Annotated in this window: 23 protein-coding genes and 1 pseudogene; 13 read left to right on the top strand and 11 right to left on the bottom strand. The window is 73.3% G+C overall.

Annotation, left to right across the window (positions count from 1 at the left end; genetic code table 11):
- Nucleotides 1-10: 10 nt before the first annotated feature.
- Nucleotides 11-967: an ABC transporter substrate-binding protein gene (locus ACFWYM_RS17050; RefSeq protein ID WP_384837140.1), complete on the top strand. Its 957-nt coding sequence runs from the start codon at nt 11-13 to the stop codon at nt 965-967.
- 34 nt (nt 968-1,001) lie between these two features.
- On the opposite strand, the gene ACFWYM_RS17045 is transcribed toward ACFWYM_RS17050, so the two are convergent.
- The 6 genes and pseudogenes from ACFWYM_RS17045 to ACFWYM_RS17020 form a co-directional block, all read right to left on the bottom strand.
- Complete coding sequence (locus ACFWYM_RS17045; RefSeq protein ID WP_384836795.1) at nt 1,002-1,868, bottom strand: NAD(P)H-binding protein; 867 nt, start codon at nt 1,866-1,868, stop codon at nt 1,002-1,004.
- A gap of 109 nt (nt 1,869-1,977) precedes the next feature.
- On the bottom strand, nt 1,978-3,141 hold the full coding sequence (locus ACFWYM_RS17040) for an ABC transporter ATP-binding protein (RefSeq protein ID WP_384836792.1): 1,164 nt from the start codon (nt 3,139-3,141) through the stop codon (nt 1,978-1,980).
- Nucleotides 3,142-3,163: 22 nt separating this feature from the next.
- A complete protein-coding gene (locus tag ACFWYM_RS17035) occupies nt 3,164-3,811 on the bottom strand; it encodes a lactate utilization protein C (RefSeq protein ID WP_384836789.1) in 648 nt (215 codons plus the stop codon).
- A complete protein-coding gene (locus tag ACFWYM_RS17030; RefSeq protein WP_384836786.1) occupies nt 3,808-5,286 on the bottom strand; it encodes a LutB/LldF family L-lactate oxidation iron-sulfur protein in 1,479 nt (492 codons plus the stop codon). The genes ACFWYM_RS17035 and ACFWYM_RS17030 overlap by 4 nt, the downstream gene beginning before the upstream one ends.
- The gene (locus tag ACFWYM_RS17025; protein ID WP_384836783.1) at nt 5,283-6,044 is read right to left on the bottom strand and encodes a (Fe-S)-binding protein; all 762 of its coding nucleotides are present in this window, start codon (nt 6,042-6,044) and stop codon (nt 5,283-5,285) included. The genes ACFWYM_RS17030 and ACFWYM_RS17025 overlap by 4 nt, the downstream gene beginning before the upstream one ends.
- Before the next feature lie 56 nt (nt 6,045-6,100).
- Nucleotides 6,101-6,598, bottom strand: a pseudogene (locus tag ACFWYM_RS17020) (FGGY-family carbohydrate kinase); the annotation flags it as partial.
- Nucleotides 6,599-6,822: 224 nt separating this feature from the next.
- Here ACFWYM_RS17020 and ACFWYM_RS17015 point away from each other — a divergent pair.
- The gene (locus ACFWYM_RS17015; RefSeq protein ID WP_384836780.1) at nt 6,823-8,124 is read left to right on the top strand and encodes an alpha/beta fold hydrolase; all 1,302 of its coding nucleotides are present in this window, start codon (nt 6,823-6,825) and stop codon (nt 8,122-8,124) included.
- Nucleotides 8,125-8,200: 76 nt separating this feature from the next.
- Here the strand turns inward: ACFWYM_RS17015 and ACFWYM_RS17010 are convergent, their stop codons facing one another.
- Nucleotides 8,201-9,118 (bottom strand): MBL fold metallo-hydrolase, encoded by a 918-nt coding sequence (locus ACFWYM_RS17010; RefSeq protein ID WP_384836776.1) that lies wholly within the window; start codon nt 9,116-9,118, stop codon nt 8,201-8,203.
- A 159-nt stretch (nt 9,119-9,277) separates the two neighbouring features.
- Here ACFWYM_RS17010 and ACFWYM_RS17005 point away from each other — a divergent pair, with 159 nt between their 5' ends.
- The 3 genes from ACFWYM_RS17005 to ACFWYM_RS16995 all read left to right on the top strand — a co-directional run bounded on the left by ACFWYM_RS17005 (nt 9,278) and on the right by ACFWYM_RS16995 (nt 11,919).
- Nucleotides 9,278-10,156 (top strand): helix-turn-helix domain-containing protein, encoded by an 879-nt coding sequence (locus ACFWYM_RS17005; protein WP_384836773.1) that lies wholly within the window; start codon nt 9,278-9,280, stop codon nt 10,154-10,156.
- Nucleotides 10,157-10,252: 96 nt separating this feature from the next.
- A complete protein-coding gene (locus ACFWYM_RS17000; RefSeq protein ID WP_384836770.1) occupies nt 10,253-11,023 on the top strand; it encodes a PIG-L deacetylase family protein in 771 nt (256 codons plus the stop codon).
- Nucleotides 11,024-11,085: 62 nt separating this feature from the next.
- The gene (locus tag ACFWYM_RS16995) at nt 11,086-11,919 is read left to right on the top strand and encodes an enoyl-CoA hydratase/isomerase family protein (RefSeq protein WP_384836767.1); all 834 of its coding nucleotides are present in this window, start codon (nt 11,086-11,088) and stop codon (nt 11,917-11,919) included.
- A gap of 62 nt (nt 11,920-11,981) precedes the next feature.
- On the opposite strand, the gene ACFWYM_RS16990 is transcribed toward ACFWYM_RS16995, so the two are convergent.
- The 3 genes from ACFWYM_RS16990 to ACFWYM_RS16980 form a co-directional block, all read right to left on the bottom strand.
- The gene (locus tag ACFWYM_RS16990; RefSeq protein WP_384836764.1) at nt 11,982-12,893 is read right to left on the bottom strand and encodes an RNA polymerase sigma-70 factor; all 912 of its coding nucleotides are present in this window, start codon (nt 12,891-12,893) and stop codon (nt 11,982-11,984) included.
- The gene (locus tag ACFWYM_RS16985; protein WP_384836761.1) at nt 12,890-14,107 is read right to left on the bottom strand and encodes an NAD(P)/FAD-dependent oxidoreductase; all 1,218 of its coding nucleotides are present in this window, start codon (nt 14,105-14,107) and stop codon (nt 12,890-12,892) included. Before ACFWYM_RS16985 ends, ACFWYM_RS16990 begins: the two co-directional genes overlap by 4 nt.
- A 111-nt stretch (nt 14,108-14,218) precedes the next feature.
- Nucleotides 14,219-15,181: an SDR family oxidoreductase gene (locus ACFWYM_RS16980; RefSeq protein ID WP_384836758.1), complete on the bottom strand. Its 963-nt coding sequence runs from the start codon at nt 15,179-15,181 to the stop codon at nt 14,219-14,221.
- Between the two features lie 179 nt (nt 15,182-15,360).
- Here ACFWYM_RS16980 and ACFWYM_RS16975 point away from each other — a divergent pair, with 179 nt between their 5' ends.
- The gene (locus ACFWYM_RS16975) at nt 15,361-15,942 is read left to right on the top strand and encodes a helix-turn-helix domain-containing protein (RefSeq protein ID WP_384837137.1); all 582 of its coding nucleotides are present in this window, start codon (nt 15,361-15,363) and stop codon (nt 15,940-15,942) included.
- A 51-nt stretch (nt 15,943-15,993) separates the two neighbouring features.
- On the opposite strand, the gene ACFWYM_RS16970 is transcribed toward ACFWYM_RS16975, so the two are convergent.
- Complete coding sequence (locus tag ACFWYM_RS16970) at nt 15,994-16,455, bottom strand: peptidoglycan-binding protein (protein WP_384836755.1); 462 nt, start codon at nt 16,453-16,455, stop codon at nt 15,994-15,996.
- Between the two features lie 245 nt (nt 16,456-16,700).
- On the opposite strand from ACFWYM_RS16970, the gene ACFWYM_RS16965 reads away from it, so the two are divergent.
- From ACFWYM_RS16965 to ACFWYM_RS16935, 7 genes are all read left to right on the top strand, one after another.
- Nucleotides 16,701-17,669: an NADPH:quinone oxidoreductase family protein gene (locus ACFWYM_RS16965; protein ID WP_384836752.1), complete on the top strand. Its 969-nt coding sequence runs from the start codon at nt 16,701-16,703 to the stop codon at nt 17,667-17,669.
- Nucleotides 17,670-17,701: 32 nt separating this feature from the next.
- Nucleotides 17,702-18,886, top strand: a complete 1,185-nt coding sequence (locus ACFWYM_RS16960) for an acyl-CoA dehydrogenase family protein (protein ID WP_384837133.1) — start codon at nt 17,702-17,704, stop codon at nt 18,884-18,886.
- Complete coding sequence (locus ACFWYM_RS16955) at nt 18,883-19,983, top strand: acyl-CoA dehydrogenase family protein (protein WP_384836749.1); 1,101 nt, start codon at nt 18,883-18,885, stop codon at nt 19,981-19,983. Before ACFWYM_RS16960 ends, ACFWYM_RS16955 begins: the two co-directional genes overlap by 4 nt.
- Before the next feature lie 149 nt (nt 19,984-20,132).
- Nucleotides 20,133-21,728, top strand: a complete 1,596-nt coding sequence (locus ACFWYM_RS16950) for an ABC transporter substrate-binding protein (protein ID WP_384836746.1) — start codon at nt 20,133-20,135, stop codon at nt 21,726-21,728.
- A 32-nt stretch (nt 21,729-21,760) separates the two neighbouring features.
- Entirely contained in the window at nt 21,761-22,726 is a 966-nt protein-coding gene (locus ACFWYM_RS16945; protein ID WP_384836744.1) for an ABC transporter permease, read from the top strand.
- Nucleotides 22,719-23,591, top strand: coding sequence for an ABC transporter permease (locus tag ACFWYM_RS16940; protein WP_384836741.1), 873 nt, complete (start codon nt 22,719-22,721; stop codon nt 23,589-23,591). The genes ACFWYM_RS16945 and ACFWYM_RS16940 overlap by 8 nt, the downstream gene beginning before the upstream one ends.
- A 68-nt stretch (nt 23,592-23,659) precedes the next feature.
- The coding region (locus tag ACFWYM_RS16935) for an ATP-binding cassette domain-containing protein (protein WP_384837130.1) at nt 23,660-24,020 on the top strand (361 nt) is incomplete at its 3' end.

Below are 24,020 nucleotides of genomic sequence, written 5' to 3'. Positions count from 1 at the left end.
ACGGGACGGGATGAAGCGGCGCCTGGTACCGATCCTGGTCGCGGCCGCGCTGACCGTCCTCGCGGGCTGCGGCTCCGGACCCTCCCTGGAGAACCGGGACGCCGTCACCGCGCCGCCCGGCGACAGCAAGCACCTGGTGGTCGGCTCGGCGGGCTTCACCGAGAGCGACCTGCTGGCCCAGATGTACGCGCTGCTCCTGAAGAAGGCCGGATACGGCACCGACATCCTCTCCGTCGCCAACCGGGAGCTGTACGAACCCGCCCTGGAGTCCGGCCAGATCGACGTCGTCCCCGAATACGCCGCGACCTTCGCGGACTGGCTCAACGCCAAGAAGAACGGCGCCGACGCGCCGCCCGTCGGCTCCCCCGACCTGGAGAAGACGATGGCGGCCCTGCGCCGCCTCGCCACCCCGCGCGGCCTCACCGTCCTCGACCCCGGCAGGGCGGTCGACCAGAACGCGTTCGCCGTCGCCGCCTCGTACGCCGAGGAACACCACCTCAAGACCCTCAGCGACCTCGGCAGGTCGGGCCTGAAGGTGCGGCTCGCCGCGGGCGACGAGTGCGTGCAACGCCCCTACTGCGCCCCGGGGTTGAAGAAGGTGTACGGCATCGACATCACCGGCGTCGACCCCAAGGGCGTGGGCACCACCCAGGCCAAGAAGGCCGTGCAGAGCGGCCAGGACCAGATGGTCCTCACCACGACCACCGACGCGACGCTCGGCCAGTTCGACCTGGTGCTCCTGGAGGACGACAAGCACCTCCAGAACGCGGACTACATCGTCCCCGTGGTCAACCGCTCCCGCGCGGGCGGCGAACGCGTGGCCGCGGCCCTCGGCCGCCTCAACTCCGTCCTGACGACGGCGGACCTGGCATCGATGAACCAGCAAGTCGACAGCTGGCGCCGGCTCCCGGAGGACGTGGCGCGGAACTATCTGGAGGAGAAGGGGCTGGTTCAGCCGGCTGGTTGAGAGGCTGGTCCAGGGGGGAACCGGTGGAACCCGGTCAGGCCAGGGCGGGCGCGAGCTGGTCGGCCGCGAAGTCCGCGGCCGAACGCGGAGCGCGGCCCAGCACCCGCCGGACCCCGTCGCCGAGCCCCGCGACGCCCTCCCCCCGGTAGTTGGCGTACAGGCCGTGCAGCCCGTCGACCAGCCACGGGCTGACACCACGTGCCGCCAGCCCCGCCCGCCATGCCTCGTCCAGCGGGACGTCGACGTGCCGCACCGGACGCCCGAGGGCCGCGCCGAACTGAGCGGCGAGTTCCGCCAGGGTGAGGGAGTCCGGCCCGCTGAGCTCGATCTCGCCGCCCACCGGACGGTCCGCCAGGAGCTCGGCGACCGCGACCTCCGCGATGTCCCGCACATCCACATAGCCCCGGGCGCCCGACCCGGCCGGGTCGGCCAGCGTGCCCTCGGCGATCGAGGCGGCGGCTGGGAGGAAGTTCTGCAGGAAGCGGTCGGGCTGCAGCACGGACAGCTCGGGCACACCGGCGTCGCGCAGCCGCGCGGTGACGGCGTCATGGGCACCCGTGACGGCGTCGGGCACGGTCCCGGCGCCGCGGAACGCCCGTGCGCCCAGCTTCACGATCCGCCGCGCTCCCGCGTCGAGGGCCGCGAGACCGAGCCCGGTCTCGGCCGCCACCTGGTCCTCGGCGAAGGGATGCGCGAGGTAGAGCCGGCGCACCCCCGCGACCGCGCGACGCACGTCGTCGGCGTCGGTGGCGTCCCCGCGGAAGACCTCACCGCGGACCGGCCCGAGCGCCTCGACGCCCGACTGCGACCGGACGAGGAAACGCACGTCCTCGCGGTCCCGCAACGCCGCCGCCACGTGGCGTCCGACGCCGCCGTTCGGGGTGGTGACCAGAATCGTCATCTGCTACCTCGCTGCTCGCGCCCAAGATCGACTCTCCAGGGGCAACGGCCCGGGGACGATGGCGCATTCCCGGGTGCCGGAGCAGGCAGCCACACGTCCCGCGGAGCGCTTACGCGTCGGCCACCGAGTCGAACTCCACCTCGTCCCGGGCCACGCCCTGCGCGTCCGCGTCCACCGAGCGCCGCAGCGCCTCGTGCAGCTTCGCCGGGGTCAGCACGCCGAGGAAACGCGCGCCGTCCAGGACGGCGACCCAGCCCGCGTCGTGCTGCAGCATCACGCCGAACGCCTGCTTCAACGGGGCGCCCAGCGGCACCCACGAGTTCATGCGGTGGGCCAGGTCGCCCACCGTGCCGCCCTCGCCCGCGAGCGCCACCTCGTCGACGCCGACCCAGCCGTGCAGCTCCCGCTCCTCGTTGAGGACCACGGCCCAGCGGGCGTCCTCCTCGCGCAGCCGGGCCGCGGCCTGGGCGGCGGGCTCGTCCAGGCGGGCCACGGGCGGCTGCTCCAGGTCGTCGGTCTGGATCTCCGTGACGGACAGTCGCTTGAGGCCGCGGTCCGCGCCGACGAATTCCGCCACGTACGGCGTCGACGGCGTGCCGAGCACCGCGCCCGGGGTGTCGAACTGCTCGATGCGCCCCTCCCCGTACACCGCCACCCGGTCCCCGAGCCGCACCGCCTCCTCGATGTCGTGCGTGACCATCAGAACCGTCTTGTGGACCTTCTGCTGGAGGTCCAGGAACTGGTTCTGCAGGCGCTCGCGCACCACCGGGTCGACGGCGCCGAACGGCTCGTCCATGAGCAGCACCGGGGGATCGGCGGCGAGGGCGCGGGCCACGCCGACGCGCTGGCGCTGGCCGCCGGAGAGCTGGTCGGGGTAGCGGGAGCCGAAGGTCTTCGGGTCCAGGCCCACCAGGTCGAGGAGTTCGGCGGCGCGCGCCCTGGCCTTCGCCCGCTTCCAGCCCACCAGGGCGGGCACCGTCGCCGTGTTGTCGAGGATCGTGCGGTGCGGGAAGAGGCCGACCTGCTGGATGACGTACCCGATGCGGCGGCGCAGCCTGACCGGGTCGACCTCGGCGATGTTCTCGCCGTTCACGAAGATGCGGCCCGACGTCGGCTCGATGAGCCGGTTGACCATCATCATCGTCGTGGTCTTGCCACAGCCGGACGGGCCGACGAGCGTGACCAGTTCGCCCTCGGCGACCTCGAAGGACAGGTCGTCCACGGCCGTGGTGCCGTCCGGGTAGCGCTTGGTCACCTGCTCGAACCGGATCATGCCCTCAACGTAACCGCGCCGCTCACTCCCCGCTCACCAGAACCACCTCCAGGGTGCGCGGACCGTGCACCCCCTCGACCCGGTCCAGCTCGATGTCGCTGGTCGCGGACGGGCCCGAGATCCAGGTCAGTGGGCGGACCGGAGCGAGCCGTTCGAGGGCCTGCGGGACGGAGGAGACGACCTGCTCCGGCACCCGCACCACACAGATGTGGTGGTCGGGCACGAGCGTGATGCGGCGGCGGCCCTGGTCGGGGGAGCCGTCGAGGACGATCGTGCCGGTCTCGGCGACGGCGACGGCGCAGCCGGTGACGACGCTGTCGGCCCGGTCGAGAGCGGCGGGGGTGTCCGCGGCCCTGTCGTGGACGCGGGTCGCGTCGACGGCCTTCATCCAGTACGCCGGGAGATCCGGGGGCACGACCACGGTCCGGGAGCCGTGCTCGGCCAGCAGGCGCATCAGTACCTCCGGCAGCTCCGCGTCCGTGCAGCGGTGCACGATCGCCCGGTAGTCCGCCAGGTTCTCGGCAAGCAGCTCCACCGTCTGCTCGGTCGAGCGGGAGCCGTGCTCGCGCAGATAGCCCCGGTCGATGTCGGTGTCGTACGTCGTCGGGGTGCCGCTCGGACCGCCGAGCGCCCGCTGCACCCGGCCGAGGACCACGTCCCTGCTGCTCATTCAGCTGTGTCCTTTCCGCCGTTCGTCCGCTGCCACCAGTCGCGGAACGGTTCCGCCGGGACCCGTGGCAGGTCGCGCGTCGCCGTCCAGGCCCGGCCGGGTCCCGGGACCGTGCGCGGATGGAGGTGCCGGGTGCGGGACGCCAGGCGCTGGCCGGTGCCGAGGACCCTCGGGTGGCTGAACGTCCAGCGGGCCGCGCGCATCGCCGCCCGCTCGGCGGCGTGGCCCTTGGCGGGCTTGAGGCGCACCTTCACCCCCTGTCGCGTCACCTCGCCGCCCTGCACGACCCGCTCCCGCAGGTGCACCAGGACCTCGGGGATGTCGATGGCGACGGGGCACACCTCGTAGCAGGCGCCGCACAGCGAGGAGGCGTAGGGCAGCGAGGCGTCGATCTCGCTCGCGGTGCCCCGCAGTTGAGGGCTGAGGATCGCTCCGATGGGGCCCGGGTAGACCGAGCCGTAGGCGTGGCCGCCCGCCCGCTCGTACACCGGGCACACGTTCAGACAGGCCGAGCAGCGGATGCAGCGCAGGGCCTGGCGGCCGACCTCGTCGGCGAGGGTGTCGGTGCGGCCGTTGTCGAGCAGGACGAGATGGAAGTCCCGCGGGCCGTCGGAGCCGGTGGTGCCCGTCCACATCGACGTGTACGGATTCATCCGTTCCGCCGTCGAGGAGCGCGGCAGCGTCTGGAGGAACACCTCCAGGTCGCGCCAGGTCGGCACCAGCTTCTCGATGCCGACGACCGAGATGAGGGTCTCGGGGAGGGTGAGACACATGCGGCCGTTGCCCTCGGACTCGACCACGACCAGCGTGCCGGTCTCGGCGACCATGAAGTTGGCGCCGGAGATGCCGACCTTGGCGCGCAGGAACTTCTCCCGGAGGTGAAGGCGGGCGGCCTCGGCGAGCTCGGCCGGGGTGTCGGTGAGACCGTCGGGCGCCGGGCGGCCCCACTCGCTCATCTCGCGGGCGAAGATGTCACGGATCTCGCCCCGATTGCGGTGGATGGCCGGGACCAGGATGTGTGAGGGGCGGTCCTTGCCCAACTGCACGATGAGCTCGGCGAGATCGGTCTCGTACGCGTGGATGCCCTCGGCCTCCAGGTGTTCGTTCAGCCCGATCTCCTGCGTGGCCATCGACTTGACCTTGACCACCTCGGTCTCGCCGGTGGCCCGGACGACCTCGGTCACGATCCGGTTGGCCTCGTCGGCGTCGGCCGCCCAGTGGACGGTGCCGCCCGCCCGTACGACGGACTCCTCCAACTGCACGAGATATGTGTCGAGATGGCGCAGCGTGTGGTCCTTGATCTGCCGCCCCGCCTCGCGCAGCCGGTCCCAGTCGTCGAGCTCGGCGACGGCGCGGGCCCGCTTGTCGCGGATGGTGTGGGTGGCGTGCCGGAGGTTGGCGCGCAGTGTCGTGTCCCGTACGGCGTCGTGCGCGGCCTTCGGGAAGGCGGGCATGCCTACGAACGTGCCGCTCATGCCAGGGGCTCCTCTTCCGTGCTCGCCAGGATCTCCGCGAGGTGCACCGGCCGCATGCCCACCCGCAGCCGCGACATGGTGCCGCCGATGTGCATCAGGCAGGAGTTGTCGGCGGCGCACAGCACATCCGCGCCCGTCGAGACCGCGCTGCGCACCTTGTCGGCGCCCATCGCCGCCGAGACGTCGGGGTTCTTCACGGCGAACGTCCCGCCGAAGCCGCAGCACTCCGCCGCGCCCGGCAGCTCCACCAGCTCCAGCCCCTTCACTGTGGCCAGCAGCCGGGTCGGCCGCTCGCCGAGACCGAGGGAGCGCAGGCCGTGGCAGGTCGGGTGGTACGTCACGCGGTGCGGGTAGTACGCGCCGACGTCCGTCACGCCGAGCACGTCGACGAGGAACTCCGTCAGCTCGTACGTCTTCGGCACCACCGGCGCCACGGCCGTCGCGAGCCCTGCGCCGCGCCCCTCCGCGCGCGCCCGCTCACCCATGCGCGGGTAGAGCTCACGGACCATCGCCCCGCAGGAGCCGGACGGCGTCACGATCGCGTCATACGCCCCCGAACCGAAGACATCGGAGAAATGCCGGGCGAGCGGCTCCGCCTGATGGCGATAGCCCGTGTTGTAGTGGGCCTGCCCGCAACAGGTCTGCGCCTGCGGGAAGTCCACCTCAACTCCCAGCCTGGTCAGCAGTTTCACCACGGCGCGGCCGGTGTCCGGATAGAGCGTGTCGTTGACACAGGTCAGGAACAGGGCGACACGCATCGCGGTTCCTCCTCGTCGATCATCGGATGGATGCAGCGTACGCGTCGGACCCCGCGTTACGGGAGGCGACGGAGCAGCCGGTCCTCTGCCGCCCGCCACGCCTGCTCGTCGCCGCGTGGTTCGTACCGCACGGGCGGCAGCGCGTGCGCCACCAGGGCGCGTGCCTCGGACCGGTCCGCCACGAGTCCGTGGGCCCGCGCCTGCACCAGGACGTTGCCGACGGCCGCTGCCTCGGCCGGGCCCGCGAGCAGGGGTATCCGGCAGGCGTCGGCGGTCAGTTGGCACAACAGGCCGTTGCGGGCGCCGCCGCCGACCAGGTGGACGACGTCGACGGACCGCCCGGTCAGCCGGTGTGCGTCGGCGATGGCCCGGCGGTGGGCGAGGGCGAGCGAGTCGAGGACGCAGCGCACCGTCGCGGCGGGCGTCTGTGGCGCGGGCTGCCCCGAGGCGCGGCACGCCTCCGCCAGCCGCTGCGGCATCCGGCCGGGCGCCAGAAAGGCGGGGTCGCTCGCGTCCACCACCGAGCGGAGCGGCTCCGCGCTGACCGGGTCCCGGTGGGCGGTCGGTGTTTGCTGAGTGGGGTGTTGGCGGGCAGCCCGTACCCGTCGACCGGGCCCAGGCAGGCAGCCCGTACCCGCCCACCGGGGCCCCGGCAGGCGGCTGGGACAGATGTGCTGAACTGGGACGCACCGTCCGCCACAGCGGCTTGTTCGTCGTCACGGCTTGTCCGTCGTCCGCGGCTCGTCCGCCGTTCCGTCCCGTCCCGCCCAGGAGCACCGTGCCCGTCACCTTCCGCCAGCCCGGCGTCGTCCTCACCGACCACCGCTTCTCCGTGCCCCTCGACCACGACCGGCCCGGTGGCGAGCACATCGAGCTGTTCGCGCGCGAGGCGGTGGCCGCGGGCAACGAGGGCCGCGATCTGCCCTGGCTGCTGTACCTCCAGGGCGGCCCCGGCTGCGCAGCGAACCGGTTCGCGGGCAAGGAGGCGTGGCTCGGCCGGGCCCTGGAGGACTACCGGGTGCTCCTCCTCGACCAGCGCGGCACCGGCTCCTCCACGCCCGCCACCCGGCAGACCCTGCCCCTGCGCGGCGGCCCCCGTGAACAGGCCGACTACCTGGCGCACTTCCGCGCCGACGCCATCGTCCGCGACTGCGAGGCCCTCCGCGCCCGGCTCACCGGCGGCGCCCCCTGGACCGTCCTCGGCCAGAGCTTCGGCGGCTTCTGCGCCACCCACTATCTGTCCGTCGCGCCCGAGGGCCTGAGCGCCGCGCTCATCACCGGCGGCCTGCCGAGCCTCGACGCGCACGCCGACGACGTCTACCGCGCCGCCTACCCGCGCATGGCCCGCAAGGTCGCCGCGCACTACGCCCGCTACCCCGAGGACATCGAGCGGGCCCGCCGCATCGCCGCGCACCTCGCCGAGCACGAGCCCGTCCTGAACAGCGGCTACCGCCTCACCGTCCCCGCCTTCCAGTCCCTCGGCATCCTCCTCGGCACGGGTGACGGCAGCCACCGTCTCCACTACCTCCTCGAGGACGCCCTCGTCCGCACCCCCTCCGGGCCCGCCCTCTCCGACGCCTTCCAGGAAGCCGCGCACGCCGCCCTCTCCTACGCCGGGCGCCCGCTGTACGCCGTCCTGCACGAGACGATCTACGGGCAGGACGCGCGTCCCACGGCCTGGGCGGCCGACCGGGTGCGCGCCGAGTTCCCCGCGTTCGACGCGGCGAAGGCACTGGCCGGTGACGCGCCCCTGCAGTTCACCGGGGAGACCGTCCACCCCTGGCAGTTCGACTGCGACCCGGCCCTGCGCCCGCTGCGCGAGAGTGCCGATCTGCTTGCCGCGCGCACCGACTGGACCCCGCTCTACGACGCCGCCCGCCTCGCCGCCAACGAGGTCCCGGTGGCCGCCGCCGTCTACCACGACGACCTGTACGTCGACACCGCCCACTCCCTGGACACGGCCCGCGCCGTCAAGGGCCTGCGCACCTGGGTCACCGACGAGTACGAGCACGACGGGCTGCGGGTGAGCGGAGGGCGCGTCCTGGACCGGCTGCTCGCCCTGGTGCGCGGCGAAGCCTAGGGCCTGTCCGGCGGATCAGGCCGCATGATTCCGAGCTGTGCCGCCCGCGACCGCGGCAAGATCCGCTGGACAGGTCCTAGGCGTCGGGGCCCCAACTCGCTTCGGTGAAGGGCTGGTTGAGGTGGCTCGTCGCGAGCAGGGCGTGCCGCTCGCGGGCCGTCGCGAACAGCTCGCGGCGCGAGGCACGAGCCTGTTCCTTGTCCCGCTCCGGGGCGTACGCCACGTCCGGCGCGGCCAGCTGCACGGCGTGCACCAGGGCGTCCCCGGTGATCACCACGTCCCTGCGGCCGCCCTCGACGAGCACCGACTGGTGGCCGGGTGTGTGCCCGGGGGTGGGCAGGAGCGTGAGCCGCCCGCCCCGCCCCCGCAGCTGGTGGCGGCCCTCCACGGCGTGCAACTGCCCGGCCCGGCGCAGCGGTTCGACGACGTACGACTGGGCCGGGTCGCCGTCTGCGAGCGCCGCGAGCTCGGTGCGCTGCACCAGGTGGCGGGCGTCGGGGAAGAGGGGCTCGCCGCCGGGCAGGACGGCCCAGCCGTAGTGGTCCTCGTGCAGATGCGTGAGGACGACCGCCTCGACGTCGTGTACGTCGATCCCGGCGCTCTCGAGGACCTCGGGGAGCCTTCCCGGTACCGGCGCCCAGGGCGCGGCCGGGCTGTTCGCCGGGCCCACGCCCGTGTCGACGATCGTGACCCGGCCGCCGGGGCGGCGCACCGCGAAGCAGCGGAAGGCCAGCAGCCAGGCGTCGTCGGGCCCGAACGCCGCCGGGTCCAGGCGGCGGGCGCGCGCCCAGTCGGCCTCCGTCGCGCCGGGAAAGGTCGGCCGGGCGGGCCGCGGGAACGGACCCTCCGCGTCGAGCAGCGCCAGGACCTCCAGGCCACCGCCCACGGGCCGGGGCGGCGCCGTCCAGGCGGGCAGGGCCGCGACCCCGGTGGCGGCGGCCGTGGCGGTGAGCAGCCGCCTGCGCGGCAGGGGCGACTTCCGGGGAACGGTCATGGAGACTCCAACACACCTTCGTAAGGGATGAGTTGGAGGAATCCTCGGGAGAGGGCGGCGGGGGATTCTTGTACCTTCTTGCTCAGGGGGCGCACGGCCCCGCAAGCCTCCGGGCCCAGGCGGCCGGAGTCCGGTGCCCGGCGCAGGGGAGGAGCGGCGATGGCGGCCGACCGGCACACCCTGCTCAGCGGCGCCGACCTGTACCTCGCGGACGTGCGCTGCGTCGACCCGCCGCACGGCTGGGGCCCGCTCGGGCCCGCGCCCGTCTTCGGACTGGTCCTGGTGCGCAGCGGCTTCGTGCGGGCCCGGGTCGACGGTGTCGAGCAGGTCATGGACCCCACCACCGTCTTCGTGGAACGGATCGGCGGGGAGCAGCAGTTCGCGCACCCGCACGGCGGTGACGTCTTCACGGAGATCGTGCTGTCCGAGCCCGCCCTGGCCGCCTGTCTCGGCGGCGATCCCACCGTCCCCCAGGGCTTCGTCCGCACCACCCCCGACGCCGCCCTGGCCCACCGGCTGCTCCTGGCCTCCGCCCGCGCGGGCGCCGACTCCTTCGAACTCGCCGAACGCACCGGCGAGTTGGCGGTCGGCGTGCTCGCCCGGCTCGCTCCCGAGCGGGTCGCCGCCGGGCTGCCCGCGACCCGCACCGCACGGCGCCGCCTCGCGAGCGACGCCCGCGAGGCCCTCGCCGCCGACAACCGCCTGGACCTCGCGACGCTCGGCAAGGAGCTCAACTGCTCCCCGTACCACCTCAGTCGGGTCTTCCGGGAGGTCACCGGCACCACGCTCGCCCGGTACCGGGGCGGTCTGCGGCTCGCCGCCGCCCTGGAGCGGCTGCTCGACGGCGAGCGGGAGCTCGGCCTGCTCGCCGCCGAGGTGGGCTTCACCGACCAGGCCCACATGACGCGGGTCCTGCGCGCGCAGACGGGCCTCGCCCCCGGCCGCCTGCGCGCGCTCCTCGGCCCGGCCGGTCGAGCGGAACCCAAGGGGCCGCGGGCGCAACCGAAGGCTGCCGCAGCGGAGTCGAAGGGCCCGTGAGCGGAGTCGAAGGGTCCGCGGGCGGAACCCGGGACTCCGTGAGCGGAAGCCGAGGCTCCCCGCGAACACCCCGTACCGGGTGATTAGGCTGCCGCCATGACTGAGCCGCAGACCGGCGCCGACGCCGGCTCCACCCCCGCCCAGCTGCAGCCCATGCCCGAGGACTGGCAGCGGGCCCTCGCCGTCGTCGCCCACCCCGACGACCTCGAATACGGCTGCTCCGCGGCCGTGGCGGCCTGGACCGACGGCGGCCGCGAGGTCGCCTACCTCCTCGCCAGCCGAGGCGAGGCGGGCATCGACACCCTGCCGCCCGCCGAGTGCGCGCCGCTGCGCGAGCGGGAGCAGCGGGCCAGCGCGGCCGTCGTCGGCGTGAGCACCGTCGAGTTCCTCGACCACCGGGACGGCGTCATCGAGTACGGGACGGCGCTGCGCCGCGACATCGCCGCCGCCATCCGCAGGCACCGCCCCGAGCTCCTCATCACCCTCAACTACCGCGACACCTGGGGCGGCGTCGCCTGGAACACCCCGGACCACGTGGCCGTCGGCCGCGCCACCCTGGACGCCGCCGCCGACGCGGGCAACCGCTGGATCTTCCCCGAGCTGATCGAGGAACAGGGCCTTGAGCCGTGGGACGGGGTGCGCTGGGTGGCCGTCGCCGGGACCACCGAGCCGACGCACGCCGCCGACGCGGGCCCGGGCCTGGAGCGCTCCGTGCGCTCGCTCCTCGAACACCGCACCTACATCGAGGTGTTGACCCAGGAGGACCCCGAGAAGTACTGCCGGTCCTTCCTCACCGCCCACGCGGAGGCGGTCGCGCCCCGCTTCGGCGGGCGGCCCGCGGTCGCGTTCGAGGTCTTCACTCGGTGACCCGACCCCCGTAACCTGACGCCCCATCAGTAACTGGCGGCGGCAGGGTCCATGGGGGCTGGATGATCGACACGACCGGCACGGACATCCCGGAGGGCACCGAGCGCCTCCGCCTCGACGTCGAGGACGGCATCGGTGTCCTCACCCTCTGCCGACCGGACAGGCTCAACGCCTGGAGCTGGGAGTCCACCCGCCAACTCGGCCTGTTCGCCGACCGGATCCGCTTCGACGACTCGATCCGGGTGGTGCTGCTGCGCGCCGAGGGCCGGGCGTTCTGCGCGGGCATCGACGTCACCGCGCCGGGCGGCGCGATCACCGGCCGCTCCGGCGCCGAGCGCACCCGCAACTACTACGAGGGCATCCGCTGGGTGCACGAGCGCTTCCGCGCCTTCGCGGGCCTGCCCCAGCCGGTGGTCGCCGCCGTCCAGGGCTACTGCCTCGGCTTCGGCTTCGAGCTCGCGCTCATGGCCGACGTGCGGATCGCGGCGCGGGACGCGGTGTTCGCGCTGCCCGAGGCGCAGCTCGGCGTGGCCGTCGACGCGGGCGGCGACCTGCGCGTCGCGCGCGAGGCGGGCGCGGGCTGGGCCAAGCTCCTCGCGCTCACCGGGCGCCGCGTCGACGCGGCGACGGCGGAGCGCCTCCACCTGGTCCAACTCCTGGTGTCCGAGGACGAGTTGGGTGCGTCCGCCCGTGCCGTGGCGGCCGAGATCGCGGGCAACGCGCCGCTCGCCGTCCAGGGCATCAAGCGGGACATCGACGCCTACGCCGACGCCGGCCTGGCCGAGGCGCTCGACCAGGTGGCGATGACCGCGGCGCTCACCCTCGCGTCGGAGGACGTCCGCGAGGGGTACGCGGCGAAGGCGGCGCGCAGGGCGGCGAGCTTCGAAGGGCGGTGACTCCGGGGGGGGGCGGTGGCTCCGGGGGGCGGTGACTCCGGGCGGATGCCGCCGCCCCCGGGTCACCGCTGCCCGAGCCGGAGAGCAGTGCCCGCCCCGACGGCCCGGAGCTTGTCCGGGTTGGCCACGTTGTGGAGGGTGGTGATGCGGCCCTCCGCGTCGAAGTCGAACGTGACCGTGGCGATCACCCGGTCCGGGGCGCTGAACATCAGGCCCAAGCCGCCGTTGAGCTCGACGAGTTCGGCCTTCATGTCGGCCGGCGCGACGCCCTGATAGGTGACGGTGCCCATCGCCGCGAACCAGCCCGCGACCGTGGCCGCTCCCACCACCGGGCGCAGCGCCTGGTGCACCTTGCCGCCGCCGTCGGTCCACAGCGTGACGTCCGGGGACAGCAGCTCCATCAGGGAGTTGACGTCCCCGCCGGTCGCCGCCGCGAAGAACCGCTCGGTGACCTGGCGCTGCCGCGACCGGTCCGCCGCGAACCGCGGCCGCCGGGCCTGCACGTGCTCACGGGCGCGGTGCGCGGCCTGCCGTACCGCCGCCTCCGACCGCTCCACCGCCTCGGCGATCTCGGCGTGGCTGAAGGCGAAGACCTCCCGCAGGACGAACACCGCCCGCTCCAGCGGGCTCAGCGTCTCCAGGACCACCAGCATCGCCGTCGAGACCGTCTCGGCGTCCGCGACGGCGTCGGCGGTGTCGCCGGTGGTGAGGATGGGCTCCGGCAGCCACGGGCCGACGTACGTCTCCCGCTTGTGGCGCGTGGAACGCAGCCTTTCCAGCGCGAGGTTGGAGACGATCCGCGACAAGTACGCCTTCGGGTCGGCCACGTGCGAGCGGTCGGCGTCCGACCACTTCAGCCAGGCGTCCTGCACCGCGTCCTCGGCGTCGGCGGCCGAGCCGAGTATGCGGTACGCCACCGAGAACAGCAGGGTGCGATGCTCGTGGAAGGGGTCGGCGGGGGCGGGGCCGGTCACTGCTCGTCCTTGTGGGTGCGGTGGGTGCGGTGGGTGCGGGTGAAGCGGCCGCCGTGCGGCCAGAACGCGCCCGAGGAGGGCATCTTCTTCATGCGGCCGTACGTCGGCCAGGGAGAGGCTGTCACGAACTCCTTATACCGGGCGGCGGTCCTGCCGGTGAGGAAGATCCTTCTCGGGCTGTCGTCGGGGTGTGTGAACTGCACCACGCCGTCGCCGCGGCCGAGGCTCACCGGCGTGTGGTAGTAGCCGAAGCGGAACGGCTTCGGCCGCTTGCCCTTCAGCTCGCGCAGGACCGACAGGGCGGCGTGCACCCCGGTCGGCATCCCGCCCTGGCAGGTGCCGTGCATGACGCCGTAGCCCTGCCGGATCGCGGCCGCGTCGCCCACCGCGTACACCTCCGGGTGCGAGACCGAGCGCAGCGCGGCGTCGGTGACGACGCGGCCCCGCTCGTCGACGGTCAGCCCGGCCGCGGCCGCCAGCGGCGACACGCGCGTCCCGCTCGTCCACAGCACCGCGTCGGCGGAAATGCTCTCCCCGCCCGCCAGTTCGACCGAGTCGGGCAGCACCTTGGCGACCTCCACCCCCTCGCGCACCTCGACGCCCAGGCGGTCGAGGGCGGCCCGCAGATACGCCCGCGCCTTCGGCCGCAGGGACGCGCCGACCTCCCCCCGCCCCAGCAGCACGACCCTCAGCTCCGGGTGCCGCTCGGCGATCTCGGCCGCCGACTCGACGCCGGTGAGCCCGCTGCCGCCGACCACGACCGTGCCGCGGCCGAGCCGCGCGAGCCGGTCGGCGAGAATCCCGGCGTCCTGCGCGGAGTCGAGGGTGTGCGCGTGCTCCTCGACGCCCGGCACCGCGGCCGTGTCGGCGACGCTGCCCACGCCGAAGACGAGGGTGTCGTAGGAGAGCACCCGGTCGTCGTCGATCCGCACCGTGCGCGCGTCCGCGTCGACGGCGGTCACCCAGCCGCGCACGAACCGGGCGCCGGTTCCCGCGAGCAGCTCCGGGATGCTGAACTCGGGGAGCGGCTGCCCGGTCGCCGTCATGTGCAGTCGCAGCCGCTCCGTGAACCGCTCCTGCGGGTTCACCAGGGTCACCTGGACGTCGCCGCGCCCCTTGGTGCGGGGAGCGAGCTGCATCGCCGCGGCCATGCCCGCGTAGCCCGCGCCCAGGATCAGTACGCGGTGTGTGCCGACTTCGTGCTGGTGGCTCATCGCCGGGCCCCTTTGCTGCTTCGCTTCGTTGCTGACGACCACCAGATGGAAGAAGACGGCCCGTCTGTGACATGGGCCCGATGTGACGCCCCTCACAAGGGAGTTGGGGGTTCAGGGTGCGAACGGCCCGCGCCCCATCTGCTCCCGCACCGTCACCACCGGCGGGCTCACCAGCCCCCGGCGCTGCCAGTTCGCCCCGTCCACCACGAGGGTGTGACCGGTGATGAAGCGGGCGTACGGGGAGGCCAGGAAGGTGGCGGCCCAGCCGAGTTCGCGCGGGGCGCCGGCGCGCAGGGCGGGCTGGCGGGCGTCCTGGTCGCGGGCCCGGTCGAGGCCGTCACCGTGATCGTCGTCGCCCCTGTCGCCGCTCGCCCGGTCGAGGTTCGCGCGGATGTCGGCGGTCATGTCCTCGTGCGGCATCAGGCCCGGCACCAGGCCGTTGACCTGGATCCCGTACGGGCCCCACTCCACCGCGAGGCTCTCCACGAGTGACTTCACCCCGGCCTTCGCCGCCGCGCTGTGTGCGAAGCCCGGCCCGCCGGTCCAGGCGTAGGAGGCGCCCATGTCGATCACCGAGCCGGGGGCGCCCGCCGCCAGATGGCGGCGGGCGAACTCGCGCGTCACCAGGAACGTCCCGGTGAGGGTGATGTCCACGACCGAGCGCCACGCGTTGGGCGACATTTCCTCGGCCGGTACGGGGAAGTTGGCGGCGGCGTTGTTGACCAGGACGTCCGGGAGGCCGTGGGCTGCCTCCGCCGCGTCGAAGAGCTCCACGATCCGCTCCGGGTCCCGGATGTCGCAGGGCACGGCCGTCGCCTTCCCGCCCAGCGCGGCGAGTTGGTCCCGCGCGGCCTTGAGGCGGTCCTCCTTGCGGCCGGCGATCACCAGGTCCGCCCCGAGCCGCGCGAACTCCGCCGCGATCGCCTTGCCGAGCCCCGTGCCGCCCCCGGTGACCAGGACCACCTGCCCGTCATAGGTGCCGGGCGGCAGGGCGCTCACGCCGGGCGGGGGCGGGGCGGGGAGTCCGGGCAGGGCGCGGCCGGCGTGCTGGGTGCCCTCGTCGTCGTACGTCATGGGCGCCATCGGTAGCGCGACGGGCGTGAAATCTCCATGCCCGTACGGGATTCCACTCCCCGCCCCGCTGCGGCGTTGACAAACGGGTTTGCCGAAACTGGAATGGGTCCATGAACGCAGACGGGCACAGTCACGCGCACCCCCACGCGGACGAAGGCGCCGGACCCGGGGCCGATGAGATGGACCACGTCCTCGCCGAGGTCGGCGCCCGGCTGCGCAACATCCGCAAGGAGCGCGGCGCCACCCTCGCGGGCCTCTCCGAGGCGACCGGCATCTCCGTGAGCACCCTCTCCCGGCTGGAGTCCGGCCGGCGCAGGCCCAGCCTCGAACTCCTCCTGCCCATCGCCCGCGCCCACCAGGTCCCGCTGGACGAACTGGTCGGGGCCCCGCCCGTCGGGGATCCGCGGGTGCGGGCCAAGCCGATCGTCCGGCACGGCCGCACACTGCTGCCGCTGACCCGGCAGCCCGGCGGCCTCCAGGCGTACAAGTGCATCGAGCCCGCCCGCACCGAGCCGGCCCCTGAGCCGAGGACGCACGAGGGCTATGAGTGGCTGTACGTCCTCTCCGGGAAGGTGCGGCTGATCCTCGGCGAGCACGACGTGGTGCTCGGGCCCGGCGAGGCCGCCGAGTTCGACACCAGGGTGCCGCACTGGTTCGGGGCCACGCCGGAGACGGGCGCGGAGTTCATCAGCCTCTTCGGGCCGCAGGGCGAGCGGATGCATGTGCGGGCGCGGCCCGCGAAGAAGGGCGGGGACGAGTAGCGGAAGGCGGGCGGGGACGAGCGGCAGGCGAAGGGGCGGCGGGGGAGCGGCTCAGACCCAGCTCTGCCGCAGCGCGGCCCAGGTCCTGGGGCCCACCTTGCCGTCCGCGGCACCGGCCTGCCGGTGGGTCCTCTGGTACCACTTCACGGCGGCCAGGGTGTCGGGCCCGAACTTGCCGTCCGCGACCATGTGCCCCTTGAACTTCGTGGTCTGGAGGATCAGTTGCTGGATCTCCTCCACGTGCAGGCCCCGGTCCCCGTAGTCCGTGTACCGGTCGCCCTTGTAGCGGCCGCAGTACATGCCGACGCCCTTCTCCCAGCCGCACTCCTCGCCCCGGACCTGCGCCTTCTGCTCGAGGTTCCTGGCCCCGGTGGACGAGGCGGCGGCCTTGTCGTCCTTGCCGCGCTTTCCGTCCGCGGCTCCCTCGCCGCCGTTTCCGCCGCAGGCGGTGAGGGCGAGGGCGGCGGTCAGTGCGCCGGCGATCAAGGTGGCCGAGCGGTGGCGAGCGTTCATGGTGGTTCCCCCGGTGAGTCGTGTGCCGTGCGGGCCTGGTCTCTGCGGCTCTGGGTGTCCGCGGCTCCGCGTATCGGCGTCTCCGTGTGCCACCAGCGTCGATTCCGCGCCGGATGTGATTCAAGAGCCGCCCGGTGGCTGTGGCGGGGACGTGACGATTCCGGCACTCGCACGGTTCCCCTCGGGGCAAGCGACCGCTTAGTATGCGGTGGAACCCGGTCGATGACAGCCCGTGGAGGCCCCGCATGCAGGCATGGCAAGTGCACGAGAACGGCGAGCCGGGCGAGGTGATGCGCCTCGCGGACGTGGACCGGCCGGTGCCCGCCGAGGGGCAGGTCCTGGTGAAGGTCCGCGCCGCCAACATCAACTTCCCGGACGCGCTGCTCTGCCGGGGTCAGTACCAGATCAGGCCGACGCTGCCGTTCACGCCCGGCGTGGAGATCTGCGGCGAGATCGAGGACGGGCGGCGCGTCATCACCAACCCGGCGCTCCCGTACGGGGGTTTCGCCGAGTACGCGGTCGCGGACGCCGCCGCCCTGCTGCCCGCGCCCGACGCCCTCGGCGACGCGGAGGCCGCCGCCCTGCATATCGGCTACCAGACGGGCTGGTTCGGCCTGCACCGGCGTGCGCACCTCCAGGAGGGGGAGACGCTCCTGGTGCACGCCGCCGCGGGTGGCGTCGGCAGCGCTGCCGTCCAGCTCGGCAAGGCCGCGGGCGCCAGGGTCATCGGTGTCGTCGGCGGAGCCGACAAGGCGGCGGTCGCCCGTGAGCTCGGCTGCGACCTGGTCCTGGACCGGCGCGCCGACGACATCGTGGGCGCCGTGAAGGAGGCCACCGGCGGCAGGGGCGCGGACGTCGTCTACGACCCCGTCGGCGGCACCGCCTACGCGCAGTCCGCCAAGTGCGTGGCCTTCGAGGGCCGCATCCTCGTCGTCGGGTTCGCGAGCGGCGCCATCCCGACGCCCGCCCTCAACCACGCCCTGGTGAAGAACTACTCGATCGTGGGCCTGCATTGGGGCCTCTACAACACCAAGGACCCGCGGTCGATCGCACGCTGCCACGAGGAGCTGACCGAGCTCGCGACCAAGGGTGCGATCAAGCCGCTGATCAGCGAGCGCGTGGCCCTGGGTGACGCGGCCGCCGCCGTGCAGCGCGTCGCCGACGGTGTCACCACCGGCCGGGTCGCCGTCGTTCCGGAAGGAGTCGCCGCATGACCGACGCCGAGAAGGCCACGACGAAGGCCGTCATGGACGAGGCCGAACTGCGCCTCCGTACGCAGGAGTTGCTCGCCGCGCACCCGCCGGGGACCACCGGCCGCCTCGACTTCCTCAAGGCCCGCTTCGACGCGGGGCTCGCCTGGGTGCACTTCCCCGAGGGGCTCGGCGGGCTCGGGGTGCCCAGGACCCTGCAGGCCGTCGTGGACGAGGAGCTGGAGCTCGCGGGCGCGCCCGACAACGACCCGCGCCGCATCGGCATCGGGCTCGGCATGGCCGCGCCCACCGTCCTCGGCTTCGGCACGGACGAGCAGAAGGAGCGCTTCCTGCGGCCCCTGTGGGTCGGCGAGGAGGTGTGGTGCCAGCTCTTCAGCGAGCCCGGCGCCGGATCCGACCTGGCCGCGCTCGGCACCCGGGCCGTGCGGGACGAGGCGACCGGCGACTGGGTCGTCAACGGGCAGAAGGTGTGGACCTCCAGCGCCCACCTGGCCCGCTGGGCCATCCTCATCGCCCGCACCGACCCGGACGTGCCCAAGCACCGCGGCATCACCTACTTCGTGTGCGACATGACCGACCCCGGCGTCGAGGTGCGGCCGCTGCGGCAGATCACCGGCGAGGCCGAGTTCAACGAGGTGTTCCTCACCGATGTGCGGATCCCCGACGACCGGCGCCTCGGTCCCGTCGGCGACGGCTGGAAGGTCGCACAGACCACGCTCATGAACGAGCGGGTCTCCATCGGCGGCATGCGCATCCCGCGCGAGGGCGGCATGATCGGCCCGGTCGCCGCCGCCTGGCGCGCACGCCCCGAGCTGCGCACCCACGACCTGCACCAGCGCCTGGTGAAGCTCTGGGTCGAGGCCGAGGTGGCCCGCCTCACCGGCGAACGCCTGCGCCAGCAGCTCGTCGCGGGCCAGCCCGGCCCCGAGGGCTCCGGCATGAAGCTCGGCTTCGCCCGCCTCAACCAGGAGATCAGCGGCCTGGAAGTGGAACTCATGGGCGAGGAAGGGCTGTTGTACGACGACTGGACGATGCGGCGCCCCGAACTCGTCGACTTCACCGGGCGCGAGGCGGGCTACCGCTATCTGCGCGCCAAGGGAAACAGTATCGAGGGCGGGACCAGCGAGGTCCTGTTGAACATCGTCGCCGAACGCGTCCTCGGCCTGCCCGCCGAGCCGCGCACCGACAAGGACGTCGCCTGGAAGGACCTCGCGCGATGAGCGACCTGCTGTACACGCAAGAGGAGGAGGCGCTGCGCGCCGCGGTCCGCGACCTCCTCGACGACCACTGCGAGCCCGCATCGGTGCTCGCCCGCAGCGAGTCGGACGCCCCGCACGACCGCGAGCTGTGGAAGGCGCTCACGGAGGGGATGGGCCTCGCGGGCCTCCTCGTCCCCGAAGAGCACGACGGACAGGGCGCCTCGCACCGCGAAGCCGCCCTGGTCCTGGAGGAGTTGGGCCGAGCGGTCGCGCCCGTGCCGTTCCTGACGAGCGCCGTCATCGCCACCGAGACGCTGCTGATCTGTGAGGGCGGTGCGGCGGCCGAGCTGCTCGGCGGCCTCGCGTCCGGGCGCACCATCGGCGCGCTCGCGGTCGGGTTCGCCACCGCCCCCGGAGGTGCCTTCACCCGCGTACGGCACGAGAACGGTGCCCTGCACGGGCAGTTGACCGGCATCGCGGACGCGAGCGTCGCCGACGTCCTCCTGGTCCCCGCCGACGGCGGCCTCTACGCGGTCGACACCAGCCAGGACGGCGTCACCGTCACCCCGCAGACCTCCCTCGACCGCACCCGGCCGCTCGCCACCGTCACCTTCGAGGCGGCACGCGCGCGCGTGCTGGTCGACGACGCGGAGCGGGCCGACCTTGCGGTGCGCCTCGGCCTCCGCGCAGGAGCGGGACTGCTCGCCTCCGAGCAACTCGGCCTCGCGGAATGGTGTTTGACGGAGACCGTCCGCTACACGAAGGAGCGGAACCAGTTCAACCGGCCCGTCGGCTCCTTCCAGGCGCTCAAGCACCGGCTCGCGCAGCTCTGGCTGGAGACGGTGGGCGTCCGCGCCGCCGCCCGGCACGCCGCCGACGCCCTGGCGACCGGCAGCGGTGAGCCCAACCTCGCCGCGGCCCTCGCGCAGGCGTACGCCGCCCCGGTCGCGGTGCACGCCGCCGAGGAGGCGCTCCAGCTGCACGGCGGCATCGGCATGACGTGGGAGCACCCCGTGCACCTCTACCTGAAGCGCGCCAAGTCCGACGCGATCGCGCTGGGCACGGCGGGCCGCCACCGGGAGGAACTGGCCGCCCTGGTCGACCTCCAGGCGCCCTGAGGCTCTCCTGACGCCCTGAGCGCGGCGCTCTCCCGCCGCCCCGCAGCCCGTACGGAACCCCGTACGGGCTGCGCGTTTTACCCACCCATTACATGAGGCATAATTGCGAGCCGTTCGCAATAACGTTTGATCTTCAGTAGGGGTGTGGCATGAGGGCCCGATCGATACGCGCAGCCGGTGTCGCCGCGACGGCGACCGCACTGACGGTTGCCGCGTCGGCCTGTTCGGCGCCGGGTGACGGCGAGGGGTCCGGCGGCGCGAAGGACTCGGCGGTCGTCGGCATCGCGTACGAACCGGAGACCCTCAGCCCGCTCCTCGGCTTCGGCAAGGACGGCAACTCCAAGATCTTCGACGGTCTGCTCACGCACGACGCCGACATGAAGCTGAAGCCCGCGCTCGCCGCCGCGCTCCCCAAGGTCACCGACGACGGCACGACCTACACGTACGAGCTGCGCAAGGGCGTCAAGTTCAGCGACGGCAAGCCCTTCACGTCCAAGGACGTCGTCTTCACCTACGAGACGATCCTCGACAAGAAGACCAACAACGCCTCCAAGACCGAACTCGACGCCGTCAAGAGCGTCGAGGCCAAGGGCGCCGACACCGTCGTCTTCCACCTGAAGTACCCCTACGCGCCGTTCGCCGAGCGCACCGTCCTGCCCATCGCGCCCGAGCACATCGCGGGCAAGCAGGACGTGAACACCGGCGACTTCACCAAGAAGCCCGTCGGCACCGGCCCCTACCAGCTGGTGAACTGGTCCAAGGGCGAGAAGCTGACCTTCAAGGCGAACCCCGGCTACTGGGGCGGCGCACCGAAGATCAAGAACTTCACGATGGCGATCATCAAGGACGACGACATCCGCGCCACGCGCCTGCGCACGGGCGACCTCGACGGCGCGATCCTGCCGCCCAACCTCGCCAAGACCTTCAAGGGCGACGGCGACAAGAAGACGTACGCCGCCAAGACCTTCGACTACCGCGTCGTGACGCTGCCCACCGGCAACAAGGTCGCGGGCGACACCGCCGTCCGCCGCGCCCTCGACATCGGTGTGGACCGCGCCGCCATGGTCAAGTCGATCCTGGAGGGCGCGGGCAAGGAAGCCTACGGGCCGGTGCCGACCGACAGCCCCTGGTTCACCAAGGGCACCGAGCGCAAGCAGGACCTCGCCAAGGCGAAGAAGATCCTCGACGACGCGGGCTGGAAGCCCGGCAAGGACGGCATCCGCGAGAAGGACGGCGTCACGGCCACCTTCCCGCTCTGGTACCTCACCGGCGACAAGCTCCGCCAGGACCACGCCCTCGCCTACGCCTCCGACGCCAAGAAGCTCGGCATCAAGGTCGAGGTGCAGTCCGGCACCTGGGAGGTCATCGAGCCGCGCATGCCCAAGGACGCGGTCCTCGCGGGCGGCGGCGCCCCGGCCGACCCGGACTTCGACCAGTACCTGATGCTGAAGTCCGCGCTCGCGGGCGACGGCTTCAACAACATGGCGCACTACAAGAACGCCACGGTCGACAAGGCACTGGAGGACGCCCGCGAGACGGACGACCACGCCAAGCGCAAGGCCGCCTACGACACCATCCAGCGCGAGCTCATGAAGGACCCCGGCTACACCTTCCTCACCCACATCGACCACCTCTACGTCGTCGACAAGGGCTACGGCGACCTGAGCACGCAGGTCGAGCCGCACGACCACGGCCTCGCCTCCGGCCCGTGGTGGAACGTCGAGGACTGGCAGACGAAGAAGTGAAGTCCCCCCGCCGGGCGCTCCCTTGGGGGCCGATGGCGCGGCTGACGGCACGGCGGGCCCTGTTCGCCGTGCCCGTCCTGCTCGCCGTCACCTTCGGGGTCTTCGCGATCGCCGCGCTCTCCCCGTTCGACCCCGTCAAGGCGTACGCCGGGAACGCCGGGCTCACCGCGTCCCAGGAGAACCTCGACCAGCTGCGCGCCAACCTCGGCGTGGACAAGCCGCTCGTGGGCCGCTGGTGGGACTGGCTGACCTCGGCCGCCACCGGGGACCTCGGGCAGTCCAGCACGCTGCGCCAGCCCGTCGCCGACGCCATCGGCGAGCGCGTCGGCTGGTCGGTGCTGCTCGCCGCGACCGCGTTCGCCGTGGCGATCGTGCTCGGCGCCCTGCTCGGCGTGCTGGCCGCCCGGCGCCCCGGCGGCTGGCTCGACCGTGCGGTGACCTCCCTCGCCTACACGCTGGAGGCCGCGCCCCCGTTCTGGCTCGGGCTGCTCGCCGTGTGGTTCTTCGCCCTGAAGCTCGGGGTGCTGCCGGCGGGCGGACTCACGGACACGGCGAGCTCCACCGTCACGGCCGGACAGGTCCTGCACCACCTGGTGCTCCCCACCGGGGTGCTGGCGGTGTCCCAGCTGCCCTGGTTCGTCCTGTACGTGCGCCAGGGCGTGGGCGACGCGCTCGGCGACGACCCCGTACGTGGCGCCCGCGCGCGGGGGCTCGCCGAACGCACCATCCTGCTCGGGCACGCGCTGCGCTCGGGAATGCTGCCGGTGCTCACGCTCGTCGGCTCCCGGGTGCCCGAACTCATCACCGGAGCGCTCCTGGTGGAGACCGTCTTCAGCTGGCCGGGCATCGCCGCCGCGACCGTGCAGGCCGCGACGTCCGTGGACTTCCCGCTGCTCGCGGCCCTGACCGTGCTCGCCACCGTCGCGGTGCTCCTGGGCAACCTGCTGGCCGACCTGCTCTACGGCCTGGCCGACCCGAGGGTGGGATTCGATGGCTGACACCACGACTGTCTGGCGCGCCCGAGGAGGCGTACGGCGCTCCACGCGCGCGTGGCGGGTGCGCACCTCGGCCGTGCTCGTTGCCGCCGTCGTCCTCACCGTGCTCGTGGTGCCGCCCCTGGTGCACCTCGACGAGCAGGCCGTGGACCTCGCCGCCAAGCTCCGACCGCCCTCCTGGGCACACCCGTTCGGCACCGACGACGTGGGCCGCGACCTGCTGCTCCGCTGCGTGTACGGGCTGCGCGTCTCCCTGCTCGTGGGGGTGGTGGCGGCCGTCGTCGCCACCGTGATCGGCACCGCCGTGGGGGCGCTCGCAGGGGCGCTCGGCGGCTGGGTGGACCGCGTCGTGATGCGGCTCGTCGACGTCTTCTCGTCGGTGCCGCACCTGCTGCTCGGCATCTTCATCGTCGCCATGTTCCGGCCCGGCGTATGGCCGGTGGTGGTGTCCGTGGCGCTCACGCACTGGCTGTCGACGGCCCGCATCGTCCGCGCCGAAGTGCTGTCGCTGCGCGCGCGCCCGTACATCGACGCGGCGGTCTCCGGGGGTGCGTCGCGGTGGCGGGTCACGGTGCGCCACCTGCTTCCGGGCGTGCTCCCGCAGGCCGGGCTCGCGGCCGTCCTGATGGTGCCGCACGCCATCTGGCACGAGTCCGCGCTGTCCTTCCTCGGCCTCGGCCTGCCCACCCACCAGGCGAGCCTCGGCACCCTCGTGCAGACCGCGCGCGGCTCGCTGCTCGCGGGCGACTGGTGGCCGACGCTCTTCCCCGGCCTGTTCATCATCGTGCCGACCCTGGCCGTCGCCGGGCTCGCGGGCGCCTGGCGGGAACGGATCAACCCGCGCCGCCGATCGGAGCTGATGCTGTGACCGCCCCTGCCTCTGCCCCCGCCGCCGCGACCGTCCTCTCCGTCCGGAACCTCTCCGTGCGCTTCCGCATGCGCGGCGACACCTTCGTACGGGCCGTCAGCGACGCCTCGTTCGACCTCGCGGCGGGGGAGTGCCTCGCCCTCGTCGGCGAGAGCGGCTGCGGCAAGTCCGTGCTCGCCTCCGCGCTGCTCGGCCTGCTGCCGCAGAACGCCGAGACCGCGGGGTCGGCGGTCCTCGACCGCACCGACCTGCTCACCGCCGACGAGCGGACCCTCGCCCGCACGGTGCGCGGGCGCCGCGTCGGCCTCGTGCCGCAGAGCCCCGCCGCCCACTTGACGCCCGTCCGCACGGTCCGCTCCCAACTGGCGGAGACCCTGCGCGAGTTGACGGGCGTCCGCAAGCCGGAGGTGCGCGCGGCCGTGGAGGGGG

This window comes from Streptomyces sp. NPDC059009 (assembly GCF_042740175.1).
Taxonomy (GTDB): Bacteria; Actinomycetota; Actinomycetes; order Streptomycetales; family Streptomycetaceae; genus Streptomyces.
Note: the sequence above shows the minus strand (reverse complement) of the source record. Positions and strands in the feature narration are given on the sequence as shown.

Bases quoted from the DNA above. Each gene is read 5' to 3' on its own strand.
- ACFWYM_RS16975 (WP_384837137.1), top strand. From the start codon at position 15,361: ATGGACCACGTCCTCGCCGAGGTCGGCGCCCGGCTGCGCAACATCCGC.
- ACFWYM_RS16995 (WP_384836767.1), top strand. From the start codon at position 11,086: ATGATCGACACGACCGGCACGGACATCCCGGAGGGCACCGAGCGCCTC.
- ACFWYM_RS17030 (WP_384836786.1), bottom strand. From the start codon at position 5,286: ATGAGCGGCACGTTCGTAGGCATGCCCGCCTTCCCGAAGGCCGCGCAC.
- ACFWYM_RS16950 (WP_384836746.1), top strand. From the start codon at position 20,133: ATGAGGGCCCGATCGATACGCGCAGCCGGTGTCGCCGCGACGGCGACC.
- ACFWYM_RS16940 (WP_384836741.1), top strand. From the start codon at position 22,719: ATGGCTGACACCACGACTGTCTGGCGCGCCCGAGGAGGCGTACGGCGC.
- ACFWYM_RS16980 (WP_384836758.1), bottom strand. From the start codon at position 15,181: ATGACGTACGACGACGAGGGCACCCAGCACGCCGGCCGCGCCCTGCCC.
- ACFWYM_RS17005 (WP_384836773.1), top strand. From the start codon at position 9,278: ATGGCGGCCGACCGGCACACCCTGCTCAGCGGCGCCGACCTGTACCTC.
- ACFWYM_RS16955 (WP_384836749.1), top strand. From the start codon at position 18,883: ATGAGCGACCTGCTGTACACGCAAGAGGAGGAGGCGCTGCGCGCCGCG.
- ACFWYM_RS16970 (WP_384836755.1), bottom strand. From the start codon at position 16,455: ATGAACGCTCGCCACCGCTCGGCCACCTTGATCGCCGGCGCACTGACC.
- ACFWYM_RS17050 (WP_384837140.1), top strand. From the start codon at position 11: ATGAAGCGGCGCCTGGTACCGATCCTGGTCGCGGCCGCGCTGACCGTC.
- ACFWYM_RS16945 (WP_384836744.1), top strand. From the start codon at position 21,761: ATGGCGCGGCTGACGGCACGGCGGGCCCTGTTCGCCGTGCCCGTCCTG.
- ACFWYM_RS16965 (WP_384836752.1), top strand. From the start codon at position 16,701: ATGCAGGCATGGCAAGTGCACGAGAACGGCGAGCCGGGCGAGGTGATG.
- ACFWYM_RS16985 (WP_384836761.1), bottom strand. From the start codon at position 14,107: ATGAGCCACCAGCACGAAGTCGGCACACACCGCGTACTGATCCTGGGC.
- ACFWYM_RS17035 (WP_384836789.1), bottom strand. From the start codon at position 3,811: ATGAGCAGCAGGGACGTGGTCCTCGGCCGGGTGCAGCGGGCGCTCGGC.
- ACFWYM_RS16960 (WP_384837133.1), top strand. From the start codon at position 17,702: ATGGACGAGGCCGAACTGCGCCTCCGTACGCAGGAGTTGCTCGCCGCG.
- ACFWYM_RS17010 (WP_384836776.1), bottom strand. From the start codon at position 9,118: ATGACCGTTCCCCGGAAGTCGCCCCTGCCGCGCAGGCGGCTGCTCACC.
- ACFWYM_RS17000 (WP_384836770.1), top strand. From the start codon at position 10,253: ATGACTGAGCCGCAGACCGGCGCCGACGCCGGCTCCACCCCCGCCCAG.
- ACFWYM_RS17040 (WP_384836792.1), bottom strand. From the start codon at position 3,141: ATGATCCGGTTCGAGCAGGTGACCAAGCGCTACCCGGACGGCACCACG.
- ACFWYM_RS17045 (WP_384836795.1), bottom strand. From the start codon at position 1,868: ATGACGATTCTGGTCACCACCCCGAACGGCGGCGTCGGACGCCACGTG.
- ACFWYM_RS17025 (WP_384836783.1), bottom strand. From the start codon at position 6,044: ATGCGTGTCGCCCTGTTCCTGACCTGTGTCAACGACACGCTCTATCCG.